This window comes from Pseudomonas sp. R32 (assembly GCF_009866705.1).
Classification (GTDB): domain Bacteria; phylum Pseudomonadota; class Gammaproteobacteria; order Pseudomonadales; family Pseudomonadaceae; genus Aquipseudomonas; species Aquipseudomonas donghuensis.
The window spans coordinates 3595989-3617806 of the sequence record NZ_CP019396.1 but is presented as its reverse complement, the minus strand read 5'-3'; the positions used below and the strand labels follow the sequence as shown (position 1 = coordinate 3617806).

General features: G+C 66.6%; 5 protein-coding genes. 3 read left to right on the top strand and 2 right to left on the bottom strand.

Annotated elements, in window-relative coordinates; genetic code table 11:
* The 3 genes from PspR32_RS16775 to PspR32_RS16765 are packed head-to-tail and all read left to right on the top strand — an operon-like array spanning nucleotide 1 to nucleotide 17464.
* Nucleotides 1–7866 carry a non-ribosomal peptide synthetase gene (locus PspR32_RS16775; RefSeq protein ID WP_159388919.1) on the top strand — a complete coding sequence of 2622 codons (7866 nt, stop codon included), beginning with the start codon at nucleotides 1–3 and terminating at the stop codon, nucleotides 7864–7866.
* A 14-nt stretch (nucleotides 7867–7880) separates the two neighbouring features.
* Complete coding sequence (locus PspR32_RS16770; RefSeq protein WP_159388918.1) at nucleotides 7881–16442, top strand: non-ribosomal peptide synthetase; 8562 nt, start codon at nucleotides 7881–7883, stop codon at nucleotides 16440–16442.
* A 59-nt stretch (nucleotides 16443–16501) separates the two neighbouring features.
* Nucleotides 16502–17464 carry an alpha/beta hydrolase gene (locus PspR32_RS16765; RefSeq protein ID WP_159388917.1) on the top strand — a complete coding sequence of 321 codons (963 nt, stop codon included), beginning with the start codon at nucleotides 16502–16504 and terminating at the stop codon, nucleotides 17462–17464.
* Between the two features lie 84 nt (nucleotides 17465–17548).
* Here PspR32_RS16765 and PspR32_RS16760 read toward each other — a convergent pair whose 3' ends face one another.
* Both PspR32_RS16760 and PspR32_RS16755 read right to left on the bottom strand, forming a co-directional pair.
* Nucleotides 17549–20044: a TonB-dependent siderophore receptor gene (locus PspR32_RS16760; RefSeq protein ID WP_232531750.1), complete on the bottom strand. Its 2496-nt coding sequence runs from the start codon at nucleotides 20042–20044 to the stop codon at nucleotides 17549–17551.
* Nucleotides 20045–20166: 122 nt separating this feature from the next.
* The gene (locus tag PspR32_RS16755) at nucleotides 20167–21816 is read right to left on the bottom strand and encodes a cyclic peptide export ABC transporter (RefSeq protein WP_010222461.1); all 1650 of its coding nucleotides are present in this window, start codon (nucleotides 21814–21816) and stop codon (nucleotides 20167–20169) included.
* Between the last annotated feature and the right edge of the window lie 2 nt (nucleotides 21817–21818).

Sequence of the window (21818 nt, the reverse complement as noted above, 5' to 3'; positions counted from 1 at the left end):
ATGGCTGGAATGGACAATACGCAGCTGGTGCAGCGCTTCATCAAGCTGCCTGCGCAGCAGCGCCGGCTGTTCCTGGAAAAACTCGCCGGCAAGGGCATGAGCCTGGCGCAACTGCCGATCCCGGTCAGCCGCCTTGAACACGGCGACCTGCCGCTGTCCTACGCCCAGCAGCGCCAGTGGTTCCTCTGGCAACTGGACCGGCACAGCAGTGCCTACCATATTCCGGCCGCCTTGCACCTGCACGGCGCGCTCGACAGCCAGGCCCTGCAGCGCAGCCTCACGGCCCTGGTCGCGCGTCACGAAAGCCTGCGCACCACCTTCGAGCAACAGGCCGAGCACGCCGTCCAGCGGGTACAGGCACACGCCGAACTGGCGCTGGAGCTGCACAGTGTTGAGGCGCCGGCCCAGGCCCCGGCGCGCCAGGCGCTGATCGATGCTTTTGTCGACAGCACCCTGCAACAGCCCTTTGACCTGCAGCACGGGCCGCTGCTGCGTGCGCGCTTGCTGCGCCTGGACGAGCAGGAGCATGTGCTGGTGCTGGCGCTGCACCACATCGTCGCCGATGGCTGGTCGATGCAGGTGCTGGTGCAAGAACTGGTGGCGCTGTACCTGGGCTTCAGCCAGGGCCAGCCGGCCTCGCTGCCGGCGCTGCCGATCCAGTACGCCGACTATGCGCTGTGGCAGCGTTGCTGGATGGAGGCCGGCGAGCGCGAGCGGCAACTGGCTTACTGGACCGCACACCTGGGTGATGAGCAGGCCTTGCTGGAGCTGCCCCACGACCGCCCGCGCCCGGCACAAAGCAGCTACCGTGGCGGGCGCTGGCAGATTGACCTGCCGCCTGAATTGCTCAGTGGCCTGCGGCGTACCTGCCAGCGTGAAGGGGTGACCCTGTTCATGCTGCTGCTGGCATCGTTCCAACTGCTGCTGCACCGCTACAGCGGCCAGCAGCAGATCCGCGTCGGGGTGCCGGTGGCCAACCGCAACCGCGCCGAAACCAAGGGCTTGATCGGCTTTTTCGTCAACACCCAGGTGCTCAAGGCCGAGGTGCACGGGCGCGAGACGCTGAGCGCGTTCATGCAACAGGTCAAACACACCGCGCTCGCCGCCCAGGCCTACCAGGACCTGCCGTACGAACAACTGGTCGAAGCCCTGCAGCCGGAGCGCAGCTTGAGCTTCAATCCGTTGTTCCAGGTGATGTTCAACCACCAGGTCGACGCCGGGCAGGGTGCCAGTGCTGCCGGGCTTGCCGGCAGTTTGCGCATCGAGGCGCTGAACTGGGACAGCCATGCCTCGCCCTTTGACCTCAACCTCGACACCTTCGAGGAGGGTGAGCGTCTGTGGGCATCGCTGACCTACGCCCTGGACCTGTTCGATGCAGCGACCATCGAACGCATGGCCGGCCACTGGCAAGTGCTGTTGCAGGCGTTCGCCGGTGATACCCGGCAGCGCCTGGAGGCCATTGCCCTGGACGCCGAGCCCGCCTGCGCGCAGGGCCTGGCAGAGCAGGCGCCGGGCGAACTGCTGTTGCCGATGTTGCGTGCCCAACTGCAACGCCAGCCCGACGCGGTGGCGTTGATCGTCGCCGGGCAGTCGTACAGCCACGGCGAACTTGAGGCGCGCAGCAACCGCCTGGCCTGGCAACTGCGCGAGGCCGGCATTGGCGCGCAAAGCCTGGTGGGCCTGGCGCTGGAGCGCAGCCTGGAGATGGTCGTGGCGCAACTGGCGGTGCTCAAGGCCGGTGCGGCCTATGTGCCGCTGGCCCCGGATTACCCGCGCGAGCGCCTGCAGTACATGATCGACGACAGCGGCATGCAGCTGTTGCTCAGCCACGCCGCACTCAGTGCTCGCCTGGGGCCGCTATCGGCGCCACGTACGCTGCTGCTCGACGAGCAGGCCCTGGGCGTACCGGCCAGCGACCCGGGAGCGCCCGCGCTGGTGCTGCACCCGCACAGCCTGGCCTATGTGATCTACACCTCCGGTTCCACCGGTCAGCCCAAAGGTGTTGCCATTCGCCACGGCGGCTTGGCCAACCACATGCAGTGGATGATGCGCGCCTATCCGCTGCAGGCCGATGACCGGGTGCTGCAAAAGACAGCCTGCAGTTTCGATGCCTCGGTCTGGGAGTTCTGGCTGCCGCTGCTGTGCGGCGCGCCGTTGGTGCTGGCACCGGCCGAGCTCAACGAGGACCTGACCCAGCTGTGGCCACTGGTGGCCGAGCAGCGCATCAGCGTGTTGCAACTGGCACCCTCGCTGCTGCAAGGGCTGCTCAGTTCGTTGCAGCCTGGGCAACTGGCGTCGCTGCGGCTGTTGTTCGTCGGCGGCGAGGCGCTCAAGGCCAGTCTGGTAAAACAGTTGGCGCAGCACTGGCAGGGCCGCGTGATCAACCTTTATGGCCCCACCGAATCGACCATCGATGCCAGCAGCCATGAGCTGACCGGGCAGGAGCCCGAGGACATCATCCGCATCGGCGCACCGATCAGCAACGTCAGTGCCCAGGTGCTGGACGCCAACCTGCTGCGCTGCCCACAGGGCGGCCTGGGTGAGCTGTACCTGGGAGGCGCCTCGCTGGCCAGCGGTTACCACCGCCGGCCCGGGCTGACCGCCGAGCGTTTCATCCCCGACCCTTACGGCGCCCCTGGCGCGCGCCTGTACCGCAGTGGCGACCTGGTGCGCCGCCGGGCGCAGGCTGAGCTGCATTATGTCGGGCGTATCGATCATCAGCTCAAGCTGCGCGGCCTGCGTATCGAGCTGGGTGAAATCGAGGCCTGCCTGCAGGCCCAGGCCGGTGTGCGCGAAGCGGTGGTGCTGGCCCAGGAGGGGCCGCGCGGGCCGCAACTGGTCGGCTACGTGGTGGCCGAGGGAGAGGTCCAGGTGCACGCCCTGCGCGAAGTGCTTGCCGCTCGCCTGCCGGCGCACATGGTGCCGAGCCACCTGCTGCGGTTGGCGCAACTGCCCTTGACGGTCAACGGCAAACTGGATCGCAAGGCATTGCCGCTGCCTGAAAACGAGGCGGGCAGCACAACCTTCAGCGCGCCCCAGGGCGATCTTGAGCAAGCTATCGCGCAGATCTGGGCGCAGGTGCTCAAGCGTGAACAGATCGGGCGCCAGGACAATTTCTTCGAACTGGGCGGTGACTCGATCGTCTCCATCCAGGTGGTCAGCCGCGCGCGTCAGGCCGGTATTCATTTCAGCCCCAAAGACCTGTTCCAGTACCAGACCGTGCAAAGCCTGGCCACGGTGGCCAGCTTCACCAGCCACGCGTTGCAGGTCGAGCAGGGCCCGGCCAGCGGCGAGCTGGCGTTGTTGCCGATTCAACGGCAGTTCTTCGACAGCCCCGTGGCCGAGCGTCATCACTGGAACCAGTCGGTGTTGCTGGCGCCGCGTCAGGTGCTGGAGCCACAACGCCTTGAACAGGCATTGCAGGTGCTGGTGGCGCATCACGATGCGCTGCGCCAACGTTTTGTGCACGGCCCACAGGGCTGGCGTGCCGATCACTGCGCGGCAGTCGGCGAGGGCCTGGTGTGGCAGCGTCGCGCCGCCTCGGCAGAGCAATTGCTGAGCCTGTGCGAGCAGGCCCAGCGCAGCCTCGACCTGGGTGCCGGGCCTTTGCTCCGGGCCTTGTTGGTGGATCTGGACGAGGGTGGCCAGCGCCTGCTGCTGGTGGTCCATCACCTGGTGGTCGACGGTGTTTCCTGGCGAATTCTGTTCGAAGACCTGCAAGCCGTTTATGCCCAACTGGCCGCTGGCCAGGCCGCGCAACTGCCGCCGCGCACCAGTGCCGTGCAGGCCTGGGCCGGGCGCTTGCAGCAGTACGCCAGCAGTGCCGACAGTGCTGGCGCCGCGGCGTACTGGACGGGCCTGAGCGCTAGCGCCGGCGAGGACCTGCCCTGCGACAACCGCAACGCCAGCTTGAGCAAGGATCAGGCCTGCAGTGTGCGCAGCCGTCTCGACGCACCGCACACGCGTGCCTTGCTGCAACAGGCACCGGCTGCCTACCGCACGCAGATCAACGACCTGCTGTTGACTGCCCTGGCGCAGGTGATCTGCCAGTGGAGCGGCCAGGCCTCGACCTGGGTCCAGCTTGAGGGGCATGGCCGCGAGGCGCTGTTCGAGGACATCGACCTGACCCGTACGGTCGGTTGGTTCACCACGGCGTTCCCGGCCTGCCTGACCCCAGGCAACAACATCGGCGCCTCGATCAAGGCGATCAAGGAGCAGTTGCGGGCGATCCCCAACAAGGGCCTGGATTTTGGCGTGCTGCACGCCTACGGCAGTGCCGAGCAGCGCCAGGCGCTGGCCCGCCTGCCGACGCCGCGCATTACCTTCAACTACCTGGGCCAGTTTGACGCCAGCTTCGATGACCCGCACGCCTTGTTCGCCCCGGCCAGTGAAGCGTCCGGGGCCGAGCAGGGCGACCAGGCACCGCTGGGTAACTGGTTGAGCATCAACGGCCAGGTGTATGGCGGTGAGCTGACCCTGGACTGGACCTTCAGCCAGGCCATGTTCGCCCCGGCCACGGTGCAGCGCCTGGCGGATGCCCTGAGCCAGCAACTGGTGCAACTGGTCGAGCATTGCCTGGCACCCGGCAACGGCGCGGTAACGCCGTCGGACTTCCCCCTGGCGGCACTCAGCCAGGCGCAGCTCGATCGCCTGCCATTGGCGCCAGGGCAGATGGCCGATATCTACCCGCTGTCGCCGATGCAGCAGGGCATGTTGTTCCACGCCCTGAATGCGCAAACCTGCGGTGACAACATCAATCAGCTGCGGATGCAGGTCCAGGGCCTGGACGTCGAGCGTTTCCGTCACGCCTGGCAGGCCACGCTGGATGCCCATGACAGCCTGCGCAGCCAGTTTCACTGGCAAGGCGATTTCGCTGCGCCGGTGCAGGTGGTGGTGCGCGATGTGCCGCTGGCGTTTGCCAGCATCGACCTGCGCGGGGCACCGCACGGTGCCACGGCGCTGGACGACCTCGCGGCCCAGGAACGCAACGCCGGCTTTGCCCTCGACAGCGCGCCATTGCTGCGCCTGAGCCTGATCCGTCGCGACGAGCAGACGCATGAGATGATCTTCACCAGCCACCACATCCTGATGGACGGCTGGAGCAATGCACAGCTGCTGGCGGAGGTACTGCAGCGCTACGCCGGTGAAACAGTGGACGCGCCGATCGGCCGCTACCGCGACTACATCGGCTGGCTGCAGGGGCGCGACGGCGTTGCCTGCCAGGCGTTCTGGCGCCAGCAGTTGCAACACTTCGACGGCCCGACCCTGCTGAGCCAGGCCATCGCCCGCGAGCCCGCTCAGGCCGCAGTGGGCAGCGCTCAGCACCAGCAGGCCCTGAGCATCGGGCAGACCCAGCGCCTGCACGCATTTGCCAGGGCGCAGAAGGTCACCCTCAATACCCTGGTGCAGGGCGCCTGGTCATTGCTGCTGCAGCATTACAGCGGCCAGGACAATGTCACCTTCGGCGCCACCGTGTCCGGGCGTCCGGCCGAGCTCAAGGGCATCGAGCGGCAGATCGGCCTGTTCATCAACAGCCTGCCGGTCATCGGCGGCGCGCGGGCGCAGCAATCGTTGCAGCACTGGCTGCAGGCCCTGCAGGCGCACAACCTCAACCTGCGCGAGCAGGAGCATACGCCGCTGTACGAGATTCAGCGCTGGGCCGGGCACAGCGGTCAGCCGCTGTTCGATACCTTGCTGGTGTTCGAGAACTACCCGGTGGCCCAGGCCCTGGAGCAGGGTGCGCCGGCCGGCTTGCGCTTTGGCGAGGTGATCGGCCATGAGCAGAACGGCTTCCCGCTGACCCTGCTGGTGGATGCCGGCGAGCAGCTGAGCGTGACGTTCAAATACACCTGCGCCGATTTCGACGCCTCGGCGGTGCAGCGCCTGGGGGCGCAACTGCACCAACTGCTGCTGCAACTGGGCGACTGCCAGGGGCATGAGGCGGTCGCCAGCCTCAGCCTGTTCAGCGCCGAGGCGCGCGCTCAGCAGGTTGCCCAGGGCGCGGGAGAGCTGGCCGACTATCCGCTGCAGTGCAGCATCCAGCAGTTGATCGAGGCCCAGGTACAGCGCACGCCCCAGGCACCGGCCCTGGTGTATGGCGGACAGAGCCTGAGCTACGCCCAGCTCAATGCCCGCGCCAACCGCCTGGCCTGGGCGTTGATCGGCCAAGGGGTTGGGCCGGATGTGCTGGTGGGGATTGCCGCCGAGCGTTCGCTGGAGATGGTCATTGGCCTGCTGGCGATCCTCAAGGCCGGCGGCGCCTATGTGCCACTGGACCCGGACTACCCGCGCGAGCGCCTGGCGCATATGTTCGCGGACAGCGGCATCGAACTGCTGCTGACCCAGTCCTGGTTGCTCGATGGCTTGCCGCCGACCCCGGGGCTGCGCACGCTGCTGCTCGACCAGGCGCACACGGTCGCCAGCCGCGAAGACGATCCGCAGGTGGCGGTGCAGGGCGAGCACCTGGCCTATGTGATCTACACCTCCGGCTCCACCGGCAAACCCAAGGGGGCGGGCAACCGCCACAGTGCCCTGGTCAATCGCCTGTGCTGGATGCAGCAAGCCTATGGCCTGGATGCCAGCGACGCGGTGCTGCAGAAAACCCCGTTCAGTTTCGACGTGTCGGTCTGGGAGTTCTTCTGGCCGCTGATGACCGGCGCGCGCCTGGTGGTTGCCGCGCCGGGCGATCACCGCGACCCGGACCGCCTGATCGAGTTGATCGAGCGTGAGGGCATCAGCACCTTGCACTTCGTCCCGTCGATGCTCCAGGTGTTCCTCCAGGCGCCGCAGGTTGCCCGCTGCACCGGCTTGTCGCGGATCATCTGCAGTGGCGAGGCGCTGCCGGTCGAAGCCCAGCAGCAGGTGTTCGCCAAGCTGCCGGCGGCCGCTCTGTTCAACCTCTACGGGCCGACCGAAGCGGCCATCGACGTGACCCACTGGCAGTGTGTCGATGACGGCCGTACCAGCGTGCCGATCGGCCACGCCATCGCCAACCTGCGCACCTACATCCTCGATGGCAACCTTGAGCCGGTTGCCGAGGGTGTGCTGGGCGAGCTGTACCTGGCCGGTGCCGGCCTGGCGCGCGGTTACCACCGTCGCCCGGGGCTGACCGCCGAGCGCTTCCCGCTCGACCCGTTCGTGCCAGGCCAGCGCATGTACCGCACCGGTGACCTGGCACGCTTTGGCGCCGACGGCGCAATCGAGTATGCCGGGCGTATCGACCATCAGGTCAAGATCCGCGGGCTGCGCATCGAGCTGGGGGAAATCGAGGCGCGGCTGCTGGAACACCCGGCGATACGCGAAGCGGTGGTGGTCGCCCGCGAGGCGGTCGGCGGCACGCAACTGGTGGCCTACCTGGTTGCCGAAGGCCAGGCCAGTGCCGAGGCCATCGCCGGCTTGCGCGAGTTCCTGCGTCAGGTCCTGCCTGAACATATGCTGCCCAGCCACCTGGTGGCCTTGAATGAAATGCCGCTGAGCCCCAACGGCAAGCTCGACCGCCGGCAATTGCCCGCGCCGCCAAGCCTGAGCGCTCAGGCGCTGCATCGGGCACCGCAGTCGGCGCTGCAGCAGCAGGTGGCGGCGACCTGGCAAGCGGTGCTGGGCACGGAGCAGGTAGGCCTGGACGACAACTTCTTCCAGTTGGGCGGCCATTCGTTGATGGCCACCCAGGTGGTGATGCGCCTGCGCGACCAACTGGCCCTGGAGGTGCCGCTCAAGCTGCTGTTCGAAGCCGAGCACCTGGAGGCCTTCTGTGCCCAGGTCCAGGCCTTGCAGGACGCGCTTTCGCCGCTACAGGACGAGTTGACTAAATCCCTGGAGGCTCTCAAACGTCTATCTGCCGAAGATCTTGAGAAACTGCTTTCCTGACAAGGGGTCGTGGCGTGCAAAAGTTAATAGAGTCTGTGGGGGCGCTTTCCTCGAAAGAGCGCAAAGCGCTGGCTGTCCTGCTGAAACAGAAAGGGATCAACCTGTTCGGGATCGCTCCTGTGTTCCAGCGTGCCGAGGACGAGCCGCTCCTGCTTTCCTATGCCCAGCAACGCCAGTGGTTTCTCTGGCAGCTGGAGCCGCACAGCCCGGCGTACAACATCCCGCTGGCGATCCGCTTGCAGGGTCGCCTGGACGTTGGTGCCCTGCAGCGCAGCCTGGATGCGCTGGTTGCCCGCCACGAAAGCCTGCGCACGCTGTTCATCGAAACGCCGGACGGGGTCAGGCAGCAGATACAGGCGCCGTCTGGCCTGGCGCTGGCGCGCCAGACCTTGCCCGGCGCAGTGGAGGCCGAGTCCGGGATTCAGGCGTTTCTGGCCGGGCAGGGCGCTCAGGGTTTCGACCTGGCCCGTGGGCCGTTGCTGCGGGCCGCCTTGTTGCAGGTCGAGCACGAGCAGCACGTCCTCAGCCTGGTCCAGCACCACATCATCTCCGACGCCTGGTCGTTGCAACTGATGGTCCAGGAGCTGATGCAAACCTATGCCGCCTACAGCCAGGGCAGGGAGCCAAGCCTGCCGGCCTTGCCGGTGCAATATGCCGATTACGCGTTGTGGCAACGGCAGTGGATGGACAACGGCGAACGCGAGCGTCAGTTGGCCTACTGGAGCGAGCAATTGCAGGGGCCGCTTGAAGTCCTGCAGTTGCCGCTCGACCGCCCGCGCCAGGCCGAACGCAGCTATGCCGGCGCCAGCCTGGATGCCGCGCTGGACGCCGGCCTGGGCGAGCAGCTCAAGGCCCTTGCCGCGCGCCAAGGGGTGACGGTGTTCGTGCTGATGCTGGCGGCGTTCCAGGCCCTGCTGCAGCGCTTGAGCGGCCAGCAGGAGATCCGTGTCGGGGTGCCGATCGCCAACCGCGGGCGGCCTGAGACCGAGCGCCTGATTGGCTTCTTCGTCAACACCCAGGTGATGAAGGCACAGGTGTGCGGTGAGCAGCGCTTCAGCGAACTGCTTGCCCAGGTGCGCGAGGCGGCCCTGCAGGCCCAGACTTACCAGGACCTGCCCTTCGAGCAGTTGCTCGACGTGCTCAAGGCAGAACGCAGCCTGAGCCATTCGGCGTTGTTCCAGGTGATGTTCAATCATCAGCGCGAGGAGCCTGGCAGTGCCTCGCCAGCCCTGGCCGGCTTGCACATGACGCCACTGGTGCAACCGCTGACCACCAGCAAGTTCGACCTGACCCTCAATACCCTGGAGCATCCGGGCGGGATCGAGGCGACCCTTGTCTACGCCAGCGACCTGTTCGATGCCTGCAGCATCGAGGCCATTGCCGGGCAGTGGCGAGGGCTGTTGCAGGCCATCGTTGACGACGTCCAGGTGCGCATCGAGGACCTGCCGCTGCTGTCGGCCACTGAGCAGCAGCGCCTGGCCACGCTTGGCCAGGGGCCGCAATGCAGGTTTGCCGCCAGCAGCGTGCTGGCGCTGTTCGAGCAGCAGTTGGCGGCCACGCCAGAGCGCCTGGCAACGGTGTGTGCGACGCAGCAATTGAGCTACGCCGAACTCGATCAGCAGGCCGGGCGCCTGGCCGCCCACCTGCGCGCATTGGGCGTGGGCCGCGAATCGCGGGTGGCGATTGCCCTGGAGCGCAGTTCGGCACTGGTCGTGGCGATCCTGGCGGTGTTCAAGGCCGGGGCCAGCTACTTGCCGCTGGACCCGCAAGCTGCTCCTGATCGCCTGCGCACGCTGCTTGAGGACAGTGGCGCCCAGGTGCTGCTCTGCGATTCGGCGGTGCAGGCCGACATGCCGCGGGTAGCGGGTCAGGTGCTGGTCTGTGTCGACCGCCCCGGCGCTGAAGCGCTCGCCAGTGGCGAACGGCTGCACACGCTGCCGCTGGCCGAGAGCTGCGCCTATGTCATCTACACCTCCGGCTCCACCGGGCAGCCCAAAGGGGTGATGGTCAGCCATGGCGCCCTGGCCAACTATGTCCAGGGCCTGTTGCAACGCCTGCCGCTGGAGCAGGCGCAGAGCATGGCGATGGTCTCCACGGTCGCCGCCGACCTCGGCCACACCGTGTTGTTCGGCGCGCTGTGCTCGGGGCGGACTCTGCATCTGTTCGACCCGCACACGGCGATGGACGCCCAGGCCATGGCCGGGGCCATGCAGCGCCAGCAGGTCGATGTGCTGAAGATTGTGCCTTCGCACCTGGCGGCGTTGATGGCCTCGGCCCAGGCCGCCGAGGTGTTGCCGCGCCGCCTGCTGGTGCTCGGTGGCGAAGCCTGTCCGCCGGCGCTGCTCGCGCGCGTGCGGCAACTGGCGCCGCAGTGCCGGGTGTTCAACCACTATGGGCCGACCGAATCCACTGTCGGTGTGCTCGCCGGGCCGCTCGAGGCCGCGCCGGTCAGCCTCGGCCAGCCCTTGGCCAATACCCGCGTGCGGGTGCTCGACCCCAGCCTGCAGGTGGTGGCGGACGGCGGCACGGGCGAGCTGTACATCGGTGGCCAAGGCCTGGCGCGCGGCTACCTCGGGCAACCGGGGCTGACCGCCGAGCGCTTTGTCCCCGACCCCTTCAGCAGCAACGGCGAGCGCTTGTACCGCAGTGGCGATGGCGTGCGCCTGAGCGCCGGACAGTGGCACTATCAGGGACGCATCGACGATCAACTGAAAATTCGCGGTTTTCGCGTCGAGCCCGGCGAGGTCGCTGCGTGCCTGCGCAGCCTGGATGGCGTGGAGCAGGCGGTGGTCGTCGGCCACGCCAGTGAGCGCGGCCAGCAACTGCTCGGTTATGTGGTCAGCCGTATCGGCAGCACGGCCGAGGTGGCGGCCGCCTTGCTGGGCGAACTGCGCGCACGCTTGCCGGACTACATGGTCCCGGCGCAGTTGATCCTGCTGCAGCAGCTGCCCCTGACCGCCAACGGCAAGCTCGACCGCAAGGCGCTACCGGCGCCTGCCCAGCTGGCGGCGAGCGATGCCTACAGTGCACCGCAAGGCGAGCTGGAACAGCAACTGGCGGCGATCTGGGAGGACGTGCTCAAGGTCCCGCGGGTTGGCCGTCAGGACAATTTCTTCGAGCTGGGCGGCGACTCGATCATCTCCATCCAGGTGGTCAGTCGCGCGCGTGAAGCGGGTATCCGCTTTACCCCCAAGGACCTGTTCCAGCACCAGAGCGTGCAACGCCTGGCCAGGGTTGCCAGTGCCGGTGCGGCCCAGGCGCCCAGTGCGAGCGGGCCGGTCGAGGGCCGCCTGACCCTGCTGCCGATCCAGCAGATGTTCTTCGAGAACGAGGTGGTCGACCGTCATCACTGGAACCAGTCGGTGCTGCTTGCCCCGCGCACGCCGTTGTCCGCGCCGGCCCTGGCGGCGGCCTTGCAGGCCTTGCCGAGGCAACACGATGCCTTGCGCCTGCGCTTTAGCCAGACACCTGACGGCTGGCTAGCCGAGCACCACCCCGGCGCGGGCGCTGACGAGCTGTTGTGGCAGCGCAACACCTGCCTTGAGCAGCTGCCGGCGATCTGCGAGCAGGCCCAGCGCAGCCTCGACCTGGCCCATGGGCCGTTGCTGCGGGCGGTGCTGTTGAGCCTCGAAGATGGCCAGCAGCGCTTGCTGCTGGTGGTGCACCACCTGGTGGTCGATGGCGTTTCCTGGCGCATCCTGCTGGAAGACCTGCAGAGCGCCTACGGGCAATTGGCCGCCGGCCAGGCGCTGAGCCTGCCGGGCAAAACCTGTTCGGCCCAACACTGGGCCGAACGCCTGCAGGCGCGCGCGGGCAGCGCCGCGTTGCAGGCCGAACTCGGCTATTGGCAGGCGCAGGCGGCGGTTCACGACCTGCCGGTGCGCGATGCCCGTTGCCCGTTGTTGCAACGTGATGCCCGGACCGTCTACAGCCGTCTGGACAACGCCGTCACCCAGCGTTTGTTGCAACAGGCGCCCGCCGCGTACCGCACGCGCATCAACGAGCTGCTGCTGACTGCCCTGGCCCGGGTGATCTGCCGCTGGAGCGGGCAGCCAAGTACCCAGGTGGTGCTGGAAGGCCATGGCCGCGAAGAGCTGTTTGCCGATCTCGACCTGACCCGCAGTGTCGGCTGGTTCACCAGCAAATACCCACTGGCGCTGACGCCGGCGCCTGGCCTGGCCGAGGCGATCAAGGCGATCAAGGAGCAGGTCCGGGCGGTGCCCGATAACGGCATCGGCTATGGCCTGCTGCGTTACCTGGGCGATAGCACGGCGCGCCAGGCGCTGGGCCAGCGGCCGTTGCCGCGCATCACCTTCAACTACCTGGGGCAGTTCGACAACAGCTTCGACGGCCAGAGCGACGATGCGCTGTTTACCGTGGCCCGTGAAGCCTCGGGCAGCGAGCGCGCCGAGCTGGCCGAGCTGGGCAACTGGCTGACCCTCAATGGCCAGGTGTACCAAGGGCGGCTGAGCATCGGCTGGATCTTCAGCCCGCAGATGTTCGACAGCCAGGTCGTCGAAGGCTTGGCCGCCGACTATGCCAGCGAACTGCAGGCGCTGATCGAGCACTGTTGCCATGAGGCCAGCGGCGGCCTGACCCCGGCGGACTTCCCCCTGGCCGGGCTGACCCAGGCCCAGCTCGACGGCCTGCCGGTGCCGGCGCGCGAGGTGGCCGATATCTACCCGTTGTCGCCGATGCAACAGGGCATGCTGTTCCACTCCCTGGAAGCCGACGAGGCCGGCTTGTACATCAACCAGACCAGCGTCGCGGTGCAGGGGCTTGAGCTTGAGCGCTTCGTTGCGGCCTGGGACCTGGCAGTGGCCAACCACGACGTGTTGCGTAGCGGGTTCTGGAACGCCAGCCACCTGTCCCAACCGCTGCAGGTGGTGAGCAAGCAGGCGCCGTCCGTGGTGCGTGTGCTCGACTGGCGTGGCCAGGCGGTAGCCAGCGACGCCATCGAGATGCTGGTGCACGCCGATTGCCGCGAGGGCTTCGACCTGCTGCGCGCGCCGTTGATGCGGGTCACCCTGGTGCGCCTTGACGATCAGCGTTGCCACCTGATCTGGACCCGTCACCACATTCTCATGGACGGCTGGAGCAGCTCACGCCTGCTCGCAGAGGTGTTCCAGGCCTACCATGGGCGTCCGGTGCAAGTGCAAGGGCGCTACGGCGACTACATTGCCTGGCTGCAGCAACAGGATGACCAACAAGCCCTGGAGCAGTTCTGGCGCCAGCAATTGCGCGACCTGGGCGAGGTCACCGAGCTTGCGGCCTGCACCTGGCCGCGCCCTGCGGCCCAGTTGCACGGCCACGATGCGCTCTACCTGGATTGGGATGCTGCCCGCACCCGCCAGTTGCGCAACGCCGCCCAGCAGTTGCGGGTCACCGCCAACACCCTGGTGCAGGCCGCCTGGTTGCTGCTGTTGCAGCGCTACACCGGCCAGCAGAGCGTCTGTTTCGGCGCGACGGTGGCCGGGCGCCCGGCCAGCCTGCCTCAGGCCGGCGAGATGCTCGGGCTGTTCATCAACACCTTGCCGATCCTGCAAAGCCCGCGGCCAGACCAGCGCGTCGGCGACTGGCTGGAGCAACTGCAGGCCTACAACCTGGACGTGCGCGACCACGAGCATGCATCGCTTGCCGACATCCAGCGCTGGGCCGGGCACAGTGGCCGCAGCCTGTTCGACAGCATCATCGTGTTCGAGAACTACCCGGTCGACGAGCGCCTGCGGGAGGTCGGCCAGGGCTCGTTGCAGTTTGGCGCCACCAGCGGTCGCGATGTCACCAACTACCCGATGGACCTGGCGGTCAATCTGGGCGAAACCCTGAGCATCGAGTTCCTCTACCTGCGCAACCGCTTCAGCGCCGACAGCGTGGTGCAGATCCGCGCCGGTTTCGAGACGCTGTTGCAAGCCTTGCTGGAGCAGCCGCAGGCGACCCTCGGCAGCCTGGCCATGCTCGATGCCGGCGGCCTGCAGGCGTTGGCCGCGGCCAACCCGGTGCTGCCAGCAGAGCCCCAGGCGCCGAGCCTGCTCGAGCGGGTCCAGGCCCATGCCGCAAGCCAGGGCGATGCGCCGGCGGTGGTCTGCGCCGGGCAGCAGTTGAGTTATGCCGAACTCGAAGCGCAGGCCAATGCCCTGGCGCACTGCCTGCGTGCCCAGGGCGTAGGGCCGGAAGTGCGCGTAGGGGTTGCGTTGAACCGTTCGGTGCAGATGATCGTGGCCCTGTACGCCGTGCACAAGACCGGCGCCGCCTACGTACCGCTGGATATCGACTACCCGCAGGAGCGCCTGCAATGGATCGTCGAAGACTCGGCCATGAAGGTACTGCTGACCCATAGCCGGGTGCTGGCGCGCCTGCCGCAGACCACTCAGGCGCAGGTGCTGAGCCTCGACACCCTGGCACTGGATCAGTACCCGCAAACAGCGCCGTCGGTGCACATCGAGGCAGAGCATCTGGCGTACCTGATCTACACCTCCGGGTCCACCGGCAAGCCCAAGGGCGTTGCCGTGGCGCGCGGGCCGCTGGCCATGCATTGCCAGGCGATCGGCGCGCTGTACCAGATGACCTCGGCAACCCGCGAACTGCTGTTCATGTCGTTCGCTTTCGACGGTGCCCAGGAGCGCTGGTGGTCGACGCTGTTGGCCGGCGGTTGCCTGGTGCTGCGTGACGACAGCCTGTGGACCGCCGAAGAAACCTGGGCGGTGCTGCATGAGCAAGGCATCAGCATTGCCTGCTTCCCGCCGGCCTACCTCAAGCAGATCGCCGAGTATGGCCAGGGCCAGGACAACCCGCCGCCGGTGGACATCTACTGCTTTGGCGGCGATGCCGTCGCCGAGGCCAACTTCGACCTGGTCCAGCGCACCCTGCGCCCGCGGATGATCACCAACGGCTATGGCCCGACCGAAACCGTGGTCACCCCGATGCTTTGGCGCGCCGCCGCCGGGGCCCGCTGCGAAGCGGCCTATGCGCCGATCGGCGAGCGTGTCGGCAACCGCAGCCTGTATGTCCTCGATGCCCAGCTCAACCCCTTGCCCGACGGCGTCGCCGGCGAGTTGTACATCGGCGGCGAAGGCTTGGCGCGCGGCTATCACCAGCGCCCGGGGCTGACCGCCGAGCGCTTCATTGCCAGCCCGTTCGAGGCCGGCGGGCGCCTGTACCGCTCCGGTGACCTGGTACGCCGCCGCGCCGACGGGGTGATCGACTACCTGGGACGCCTGGATCATCAGGTGAAGATTCGCGGCTTTCGCATCGAGCTGGGTGAAATCGAAGCCCGTCTGCGCGCTCAGGCCGGGGTGCGCGAGGCCGTGGTGGTGGCCCGCGACAGCGAGGCGGGCAAACGCCTGATCGCTTATGTGGTGGCCACGGCGCAGGGGCTGCAGGTCGAGCAGTTGCGCAGTGCCCTGCAGGGCGAACTGCCCGATTACATGGTGCCCGCGCAGATCCTTGAACTTCAGGCCATGCCGCTCAACCCCAGTGGCAAGCTCGATCGCCTGGCCTTGCCCGACCCGGACTTCAAGGGCAAGGCGTATGTCGCCCCGCGCAACGCCCTGGAACGCCTGCTGGCGGCTATCTGGGAGGAGGTGCTGGAGCTTGAACAGGTCGGTGCCACGGACAACTTCTTCGAGCTCGGCGGCGATTCGCTGCGCACCCTCAAGGTGTTGAGCAAGGTGCGCCAGCAAGCACCGGCCGGCTTTGAACTGAAGCTGCGCGACATGCTGGCCAAGCCAACCATCGCTCAGTTGTCGGGTTATGAGGAGCAGGCAGGCGAGCTTGACCCGGTGCTGGCGCTCAATGGCGCCACGCAGCCAGGCCCGGCGCTGTTCTGCCTGCACGCAGGCTTCGGCACGGTGTTCGACTACGAACCGTTGGCGCGGCGCCTGCAAGGACAGTGCAGGGTGTATGGCCTGCAATGCCGAATGCTCCTGGACCGTGACTGGGAGGATGACTCGCTGGAGTCGATGGCCATCGATTACGCCCAGTACATTCGCCAGAAACAGGCACAAGGTCCGTACCGTCTGTTGGGCTGGTCGCTGGGGGGCACCCTGGCGGTGCTGGTCGCCGCAGAGCTGGAAAAACAAGGCCAGACGGTGAGCTTCCTGGGCCTGGTCGACAGTTTTATCCCGCGGCGCGATCCGTTGGCGCACGCGGATGACTGGCGTGACGACCTGCCGGCGTTCCTGGCCCAGACCGCCAATCTGCGGGTCGAACCTGGCCAACTGCCGAATGACGAGCCTGACCAGGTGCAGCTCAGCGCCTTGTTGGCCGCGCTGCAGCCGGCTACGCCGGCCCAGGCCAGCCGCTTCGAAGCCGATGAACTGGCCCGTGCCTTCCAGGTGGGCTTGCGCCTGAAGGCCCTGTCCCGGCACGTGCAGCCATTGCCGCGCAGCGACTGCGCGGCACAGGTGTGGTGGCGCGCTGAACTGCCGGTTGAGCTGCTCGAGGCCTATGAAGCGAGCCTGCACGTGCAGGCCGCAGGGCAGCGTATCGACGCCGGTCACTACGACATCCTGGCCAACAGCGAGCTGCTTGCCCAGCTGCAGCGGCACGTGTTGCGGGCCGAAACGCTGGTCGATTGAACCCGGGGTGGGGCCGTCCGGCCCCGCCTTTTTTCCTATTATTCTGTCTGGATGCTTCCATGTCCTTGCACCCTGATCTTTCTGCCTTTCTGGAGCTTGCCGAGTTCGGTCGCCTGACCGGCAAAAGCCAGCCCCTGCACGCCTTGCCGCTGGCCAAGGCGCGTGCCGATTTCGAGGCCACTTCGCAGATCCTTGACCCCAACCCGCCGGGCGAGCTGCAGGTCAGCGCCCTGCAGTTGCCGACCCGCGACGGTAGCGAGATTGCCGCGCGGCTCTATCGCCGCAGCGCCAGCGCCGCTAAAGCCTTGCCGGTGATGCTCTATTTTCATGGCGGTGGCTATGTGGTCGGCAGCCTCGATTCCCATGATTCGGTGTGCCGCCGCCTGGCGCTCAGCGGTGAGTTCGCGGTGTTGGCCCCGGCCTACCGGCTGGCACCGGAACACCGCTTCCCAACTGCCGTGGAGGATGCCGCCGACAGCCTGGCAGCGCTCGTCGAGCAGGCCGGCGCCCTGCACCTGGACAGCGCTAAAGTGGTGCTGGCCGGTGACAGCGCCGGGGCGACCCTGGCCACGGTGCTGGCGGCGATGGCCGCGTCCGGGGCGTTGCCAGCGGCACTGCGGCCGGTGGCGCAGTTACTGTTCTATCCGGTGACCGACATCAGCCAGCTGCGGGCGTCCCATCAGCGTTACGCCGAAGGCTACCTGCTGGAGTCGGCCACCCTGGAGTGGTTTTACCAGCACTACGCGCGCACGCCAGCCGACCGTCTCGACTGGCGCGCCTCGCCGCTGCTTGGCAGCGCTATTGCCCAGGCGCCGGCCTACGTGGCGCTGGCCGGCTACGACCCGCTGCATGATGAAGGCCTGGCCTATGCCCAGTGGTTGCAGGCGGCGGGTACCGAGGTGACCTTGAGTGTCGAAACCGGTCTGTCCCATGATTTCTTGCGCATGGGCGGCATCGTCGCCCAGGTGGAGCAGGTCTACGCACAGGCATCGGCCTGGCTTGGCCAGGTGCTCGAACGCTGAGGCCCGAACAGCAAAACGCCGCCCCGGCCAAGGTCGCTCCCAGGAGCCTGGCCTTTGCCGGGGCGGCGTTTGTGTGCAGGACGATCAGAACTCGTACTTGGTGCTCACCAGGAAGCTGCGCGGTTCACCGTAGGAGCCGCTGTAGAAGTTGTCATCCAGGGAGCTGATGTACTTCTTGTCGAACAGGTTGTTGACGGTGGCAGTGGTCGACCACTTGGGCGTCAGCTGATAGCGGGCCATCAGGTTGAAGGTCGCGTAGTCGCCTTGCTTGGCCTTGGCCGGCGCACTCAGTTGCCAGGAGTCGACAGTGAAGTGAATGCCGCTCTGCCAGTTCATGCCACCGCCGACGGTCAGGCGATCCAGCTCGCCGGGCAAGCGGTAGGTGGTCCAGAGTTTGAACAGGTCGGTCGGGACGATGGTCTTGACCCGCTCGCCGTCATGGTCCTTGACCACCGCATGGGTATAGCTGGCGGCGATGTTCCAGTCCGGCATGATCTCGCCGTTGACTTCCAGGTCGATGCCCTTGGTCTTGGTTTTTTCCGCCTTGTAGGCGGTGATCAGGTCGTTGCTGGGCAGGGTGCCGTCTGGGATCGCATCGTTGTCCAGCTTGACCTCGAACAGGGCCAGCGCGGTGTTCAGGCGGCCGCCGAAGTATTCGCTTTTCAGGCCGATCTCGTAGTTGTCGCCTTCACGTGGGTCGAGCAACTTGCCGTCGCGGGAGCGGTAGGGCTGCGGCTTGAAAATGCTGGTGTAGCTGGCATACACCGAGTGGATGTCGTTGAGGTCGTAGACCACGCCGGCATACGGGGTGACTTCGCCGCTGACCTTGACCGAGTCATCGGTATTGTTGCGCACCATTTTCGGGACGTTGTAGTGCAGCATGGCGTCGTACTTGTAGTTGCTGACCCGCGCCCCGAGGATCACCGAGAGGTCGTCGGTGGGCTTGAGGCGGGTGGCCAGGTAGGCGCCGTTCTGCCGCTGCTTGAGGTTGTCGTCTTCGCGGTTCATGGTGTAGGTCGGGTTGGGCGCATAGTTGTCCCAGGTCCAGATGTTCACCGGCTTGCCGCTGACGCCGTTGTCGCTGCCGCCATCGGCGGTCGGGTGGCCGAAACCGTTGCGGCGGTTTTCGTAGTCCTGGTAGTTGAAGCCGACCACCAGCTCGTGGGTGCGCCCGCCCAGCTCGAAGGGGCCGGACAGCATGATGTCGAGGCCGCGCTGTTCCTGGGTGTTGTCGCCCTTGGTGGCGGTGTATTTCAGGTCTTTGCCGTTGTCGGCATTGACGAAGCCGGTGGAGGTGCCGACGATGATCGAGTTGTAGTCGCGGGTGCCGTACAGCGAGTTGGCGGCGACCTTGAGGGTCCAGTCGTGGGCCAGTTTCTGTTCGATCGAGGCAAAGGCGTTGACTGTCTCCTGGCGGTTGGTGCTGTTGCGGCTGGCACCGTTGGCCGAGCGCTGCATGTGCACGCGGTTGCCCTTGTTGTCGACGATCGGCAGGCCGGTGGTGGAGAAGCCGCGCGGGTCGCTGTTGAGGTAATCGACGCCGACGGTGAGCAGGGTGCTGTCGGTCAGGTCGGCCTCGACGATCCCGTAGAGGATGGTCTTTTCCTGCTGCAGGTGGTCGGTAAAGCTGTTGCCTTGCTGGTAGGCGGCCACCGCGCGGCCGCGCAGCTTGCAGTTTTCGGTCAGCGGGCCGGAGACGTCCACTTCACTGCGGTACAGGTCCCAGGAGCCGAGGCCGCCGCTGACATAACCCTTGAAGGTGTCGGTGGGGCGCTTGCGCACCAGGTTGATGGTCCCGGACGGGTCACCGGCACCGGACATCAGGCCGGTGGCGCCGCGAACCACTTCAATCCGGTCATAGATGGCCATGTCCGACAGCGCCTGGGGCAGGGCCTGGCTGAAGGCGAAGGAAGTGGTGGGCAGGCCGTCGTACTGGTAGTTGTCGATGGCCAGGCCGCGCGAGTACACATACAAGCGGTCACTGCCCGGGCTCTGTACGTTGATGCCGGCCGTCTGTTCCAGCACCTGGCCGATGCTGCGCAGGTTCTGGTCGTCGATGCGCTGGCGGGTCATGACGCTGACCGACTGCGGCGTTTCGCGCAGGCTCAGGTTGAGCTTGGTGGCGGTGTTGGTCGAGCCTGTGGTGTAGGAACCTGTGCCTTCAGTGGTGCCCCCCAGCCCGGTGGCACCAATGGTCGTCGCCCCCAGTTCGACCGAGCTCGACGAGCCGCGGCCGGTGACGGTCAGGGTATCGCCCTGCAGGCTGTAGTTGAGGTTCGTGCCGCCGAGCAGGATACCAATCGCCGCTTCCGGCTGCAGGCGCCCTTGCACCGGCGCACCACGCAGGTTCATCACATCGTCAGGGCTGAACAACAGCTGCACGTTGGCCTGCTGGCCGAAGCTCTGCAAGGCGCTGGACAGCGGTTGCGCCGGAATGTCGAAGGCCACTTCCCGTGCCTGCACCTGGGCAGCCAGCGGCAGGGCCAGTGCCAGGCCGAGGGTGGTGGAAACAATGCGCGGTTTGAGCAGCCGGCGCATCATCAGCGCTTTGGCTAGAGGTGAAAGGGCGTGTGCTGGCATGGTGTGCTCTTGGCAGGGTGGCTACTTGATTGATAATGATTTCTATTACTGGGGATGAGACGTTCGTAGGCCCGCAAACCGGAAAATTATTTTCGGCCGCGGGCTTTTTCAGTGCGAAGGGATCAGGCCAGTTGCGGTTCGCTGACGACGCTGCCGGCGTTCATGCGCACCAGCTGGTCGGCGACGTTGAAGTAGCGATCGTCGTGGGAGATGACAATGATGGTCTTGCCCAGGCGTTTGAGGTCCGGGAGCAATTCGGTGTAGAAGATCCGCCGGAAGGTCGGGTCCTGGTCGGCGGCCCACTCGTCGAACACCAGTACCGGGCGTTCTTCGAGCCAGGCATTGAGCAGGGCCAGGCGTTTGCGTTGCCCGGTCGACAGGTCGGTGGTGCTGAACACCCCGTCGCGGACACTGACTTTGTGGTCGATTTCCAGGCGCCGCAGGTAGCGGTCGGCGTCAGCGGGAATCTGCGTGTCACCCTGGACCACATCGTCGAACAGGTAGTAGTCGGCAAAGATGGTGGTGAACAACTGCCGATAATCGTCGCGGGTTTCGGCCACCACCGGCGTGCCGTTGAGCACGATGCTGCCACCTTGTGGCGCGTACAGGCCCAGCAGCAACTTGATCAGGGTGGTCTTGCCGCAGCCGTTTTCACCGACGATGAAAATGATCTCGCCCTGTTCGATGCGCAGGTTCACCGGCCCCAGCCGGAACGGCTCGAAGCCCTCCACGCGGGGGAAGGTGTAGGTCACATCGGTCAGTTCCAGGCTGTTTACCGCAGGCGCTGGCGCGCCGTTGTCGCTGAGCAGCAGGTGAGCCTCGGGTGAGGAGAACTGCTGCGACAGTTCGGCGATGCGCCGAAACGCAATCTGCGCGCGGCTGACGATCGGCAGGGTGCTGACCAGGTGATCGAGCGGGCCTTTCATGTACAGCAGCACCAGCACGAAGCCGCTCATCGCCGCCTTGTTGTCGCTCGGCCATAACGACTGCATGGCCAGGGCCAGGCCGATGACCACGAAGAACAGCATCGAGCCGAAGCTCTTGGCGATCACGAAGGTGTTGATCGAGCGGATCTGCGTGGCGCAGATCCGTTCGGCGGTGCCCTGGATGCCCTGGACGAACATGCGCTGGCGCCGTGGGCGGTGGATGCGCAGTTCCTTGGCCCCTTCGGCGATGGCGTGGTAGTGCTTTTGCAGTTCGTCCTCGGCTTCACGCGCCGCTTCAAAGCCTTTCAGGCCGCGTGCACGGGCGATGAATTGCACGGCGGTGCCCAGGGCAATGGCCAGCAGGATCAGCAGGAACATCGGCCACGACAGCATCGCCAGGTAGCCCAGGCAGCCGAGCACCACGGTCAGGGAAATCGCCAGCGGGGCAAAGGCGAAGGCAAAATCGCTGATGGTGTCGACGTCATGGGTGAGCACCGGAATCAAGCGGTGGCTGCGGTATCGCTCGATCTGGTCGATGGGCGCGGCGAGCACCTTCTCGCCCAGTGTCTTGCGCAGTTTGGCGATGATGTGCTGACCGACGTGGTTGGTGCCGATGTCGGAGCAGATGGTGCTGAGCAGCGCCAGCAGGCACAACCCGGCAAAACCCAGGACAACGCCCTGGGTCAGGCCGCTGTCGCTGTGCAGGGCGCTGTTGATGGTCGCCAGCAGCGTGGTGACGCTGATGCCGCCGACCATGCCCAGGGCGATGGACATCGCCACCAGCGGCCAGAACGGTTTGAGCAGGCCGAACAGGTCGCGAACGGCGCTGCGGGATGGACGGGTCATTG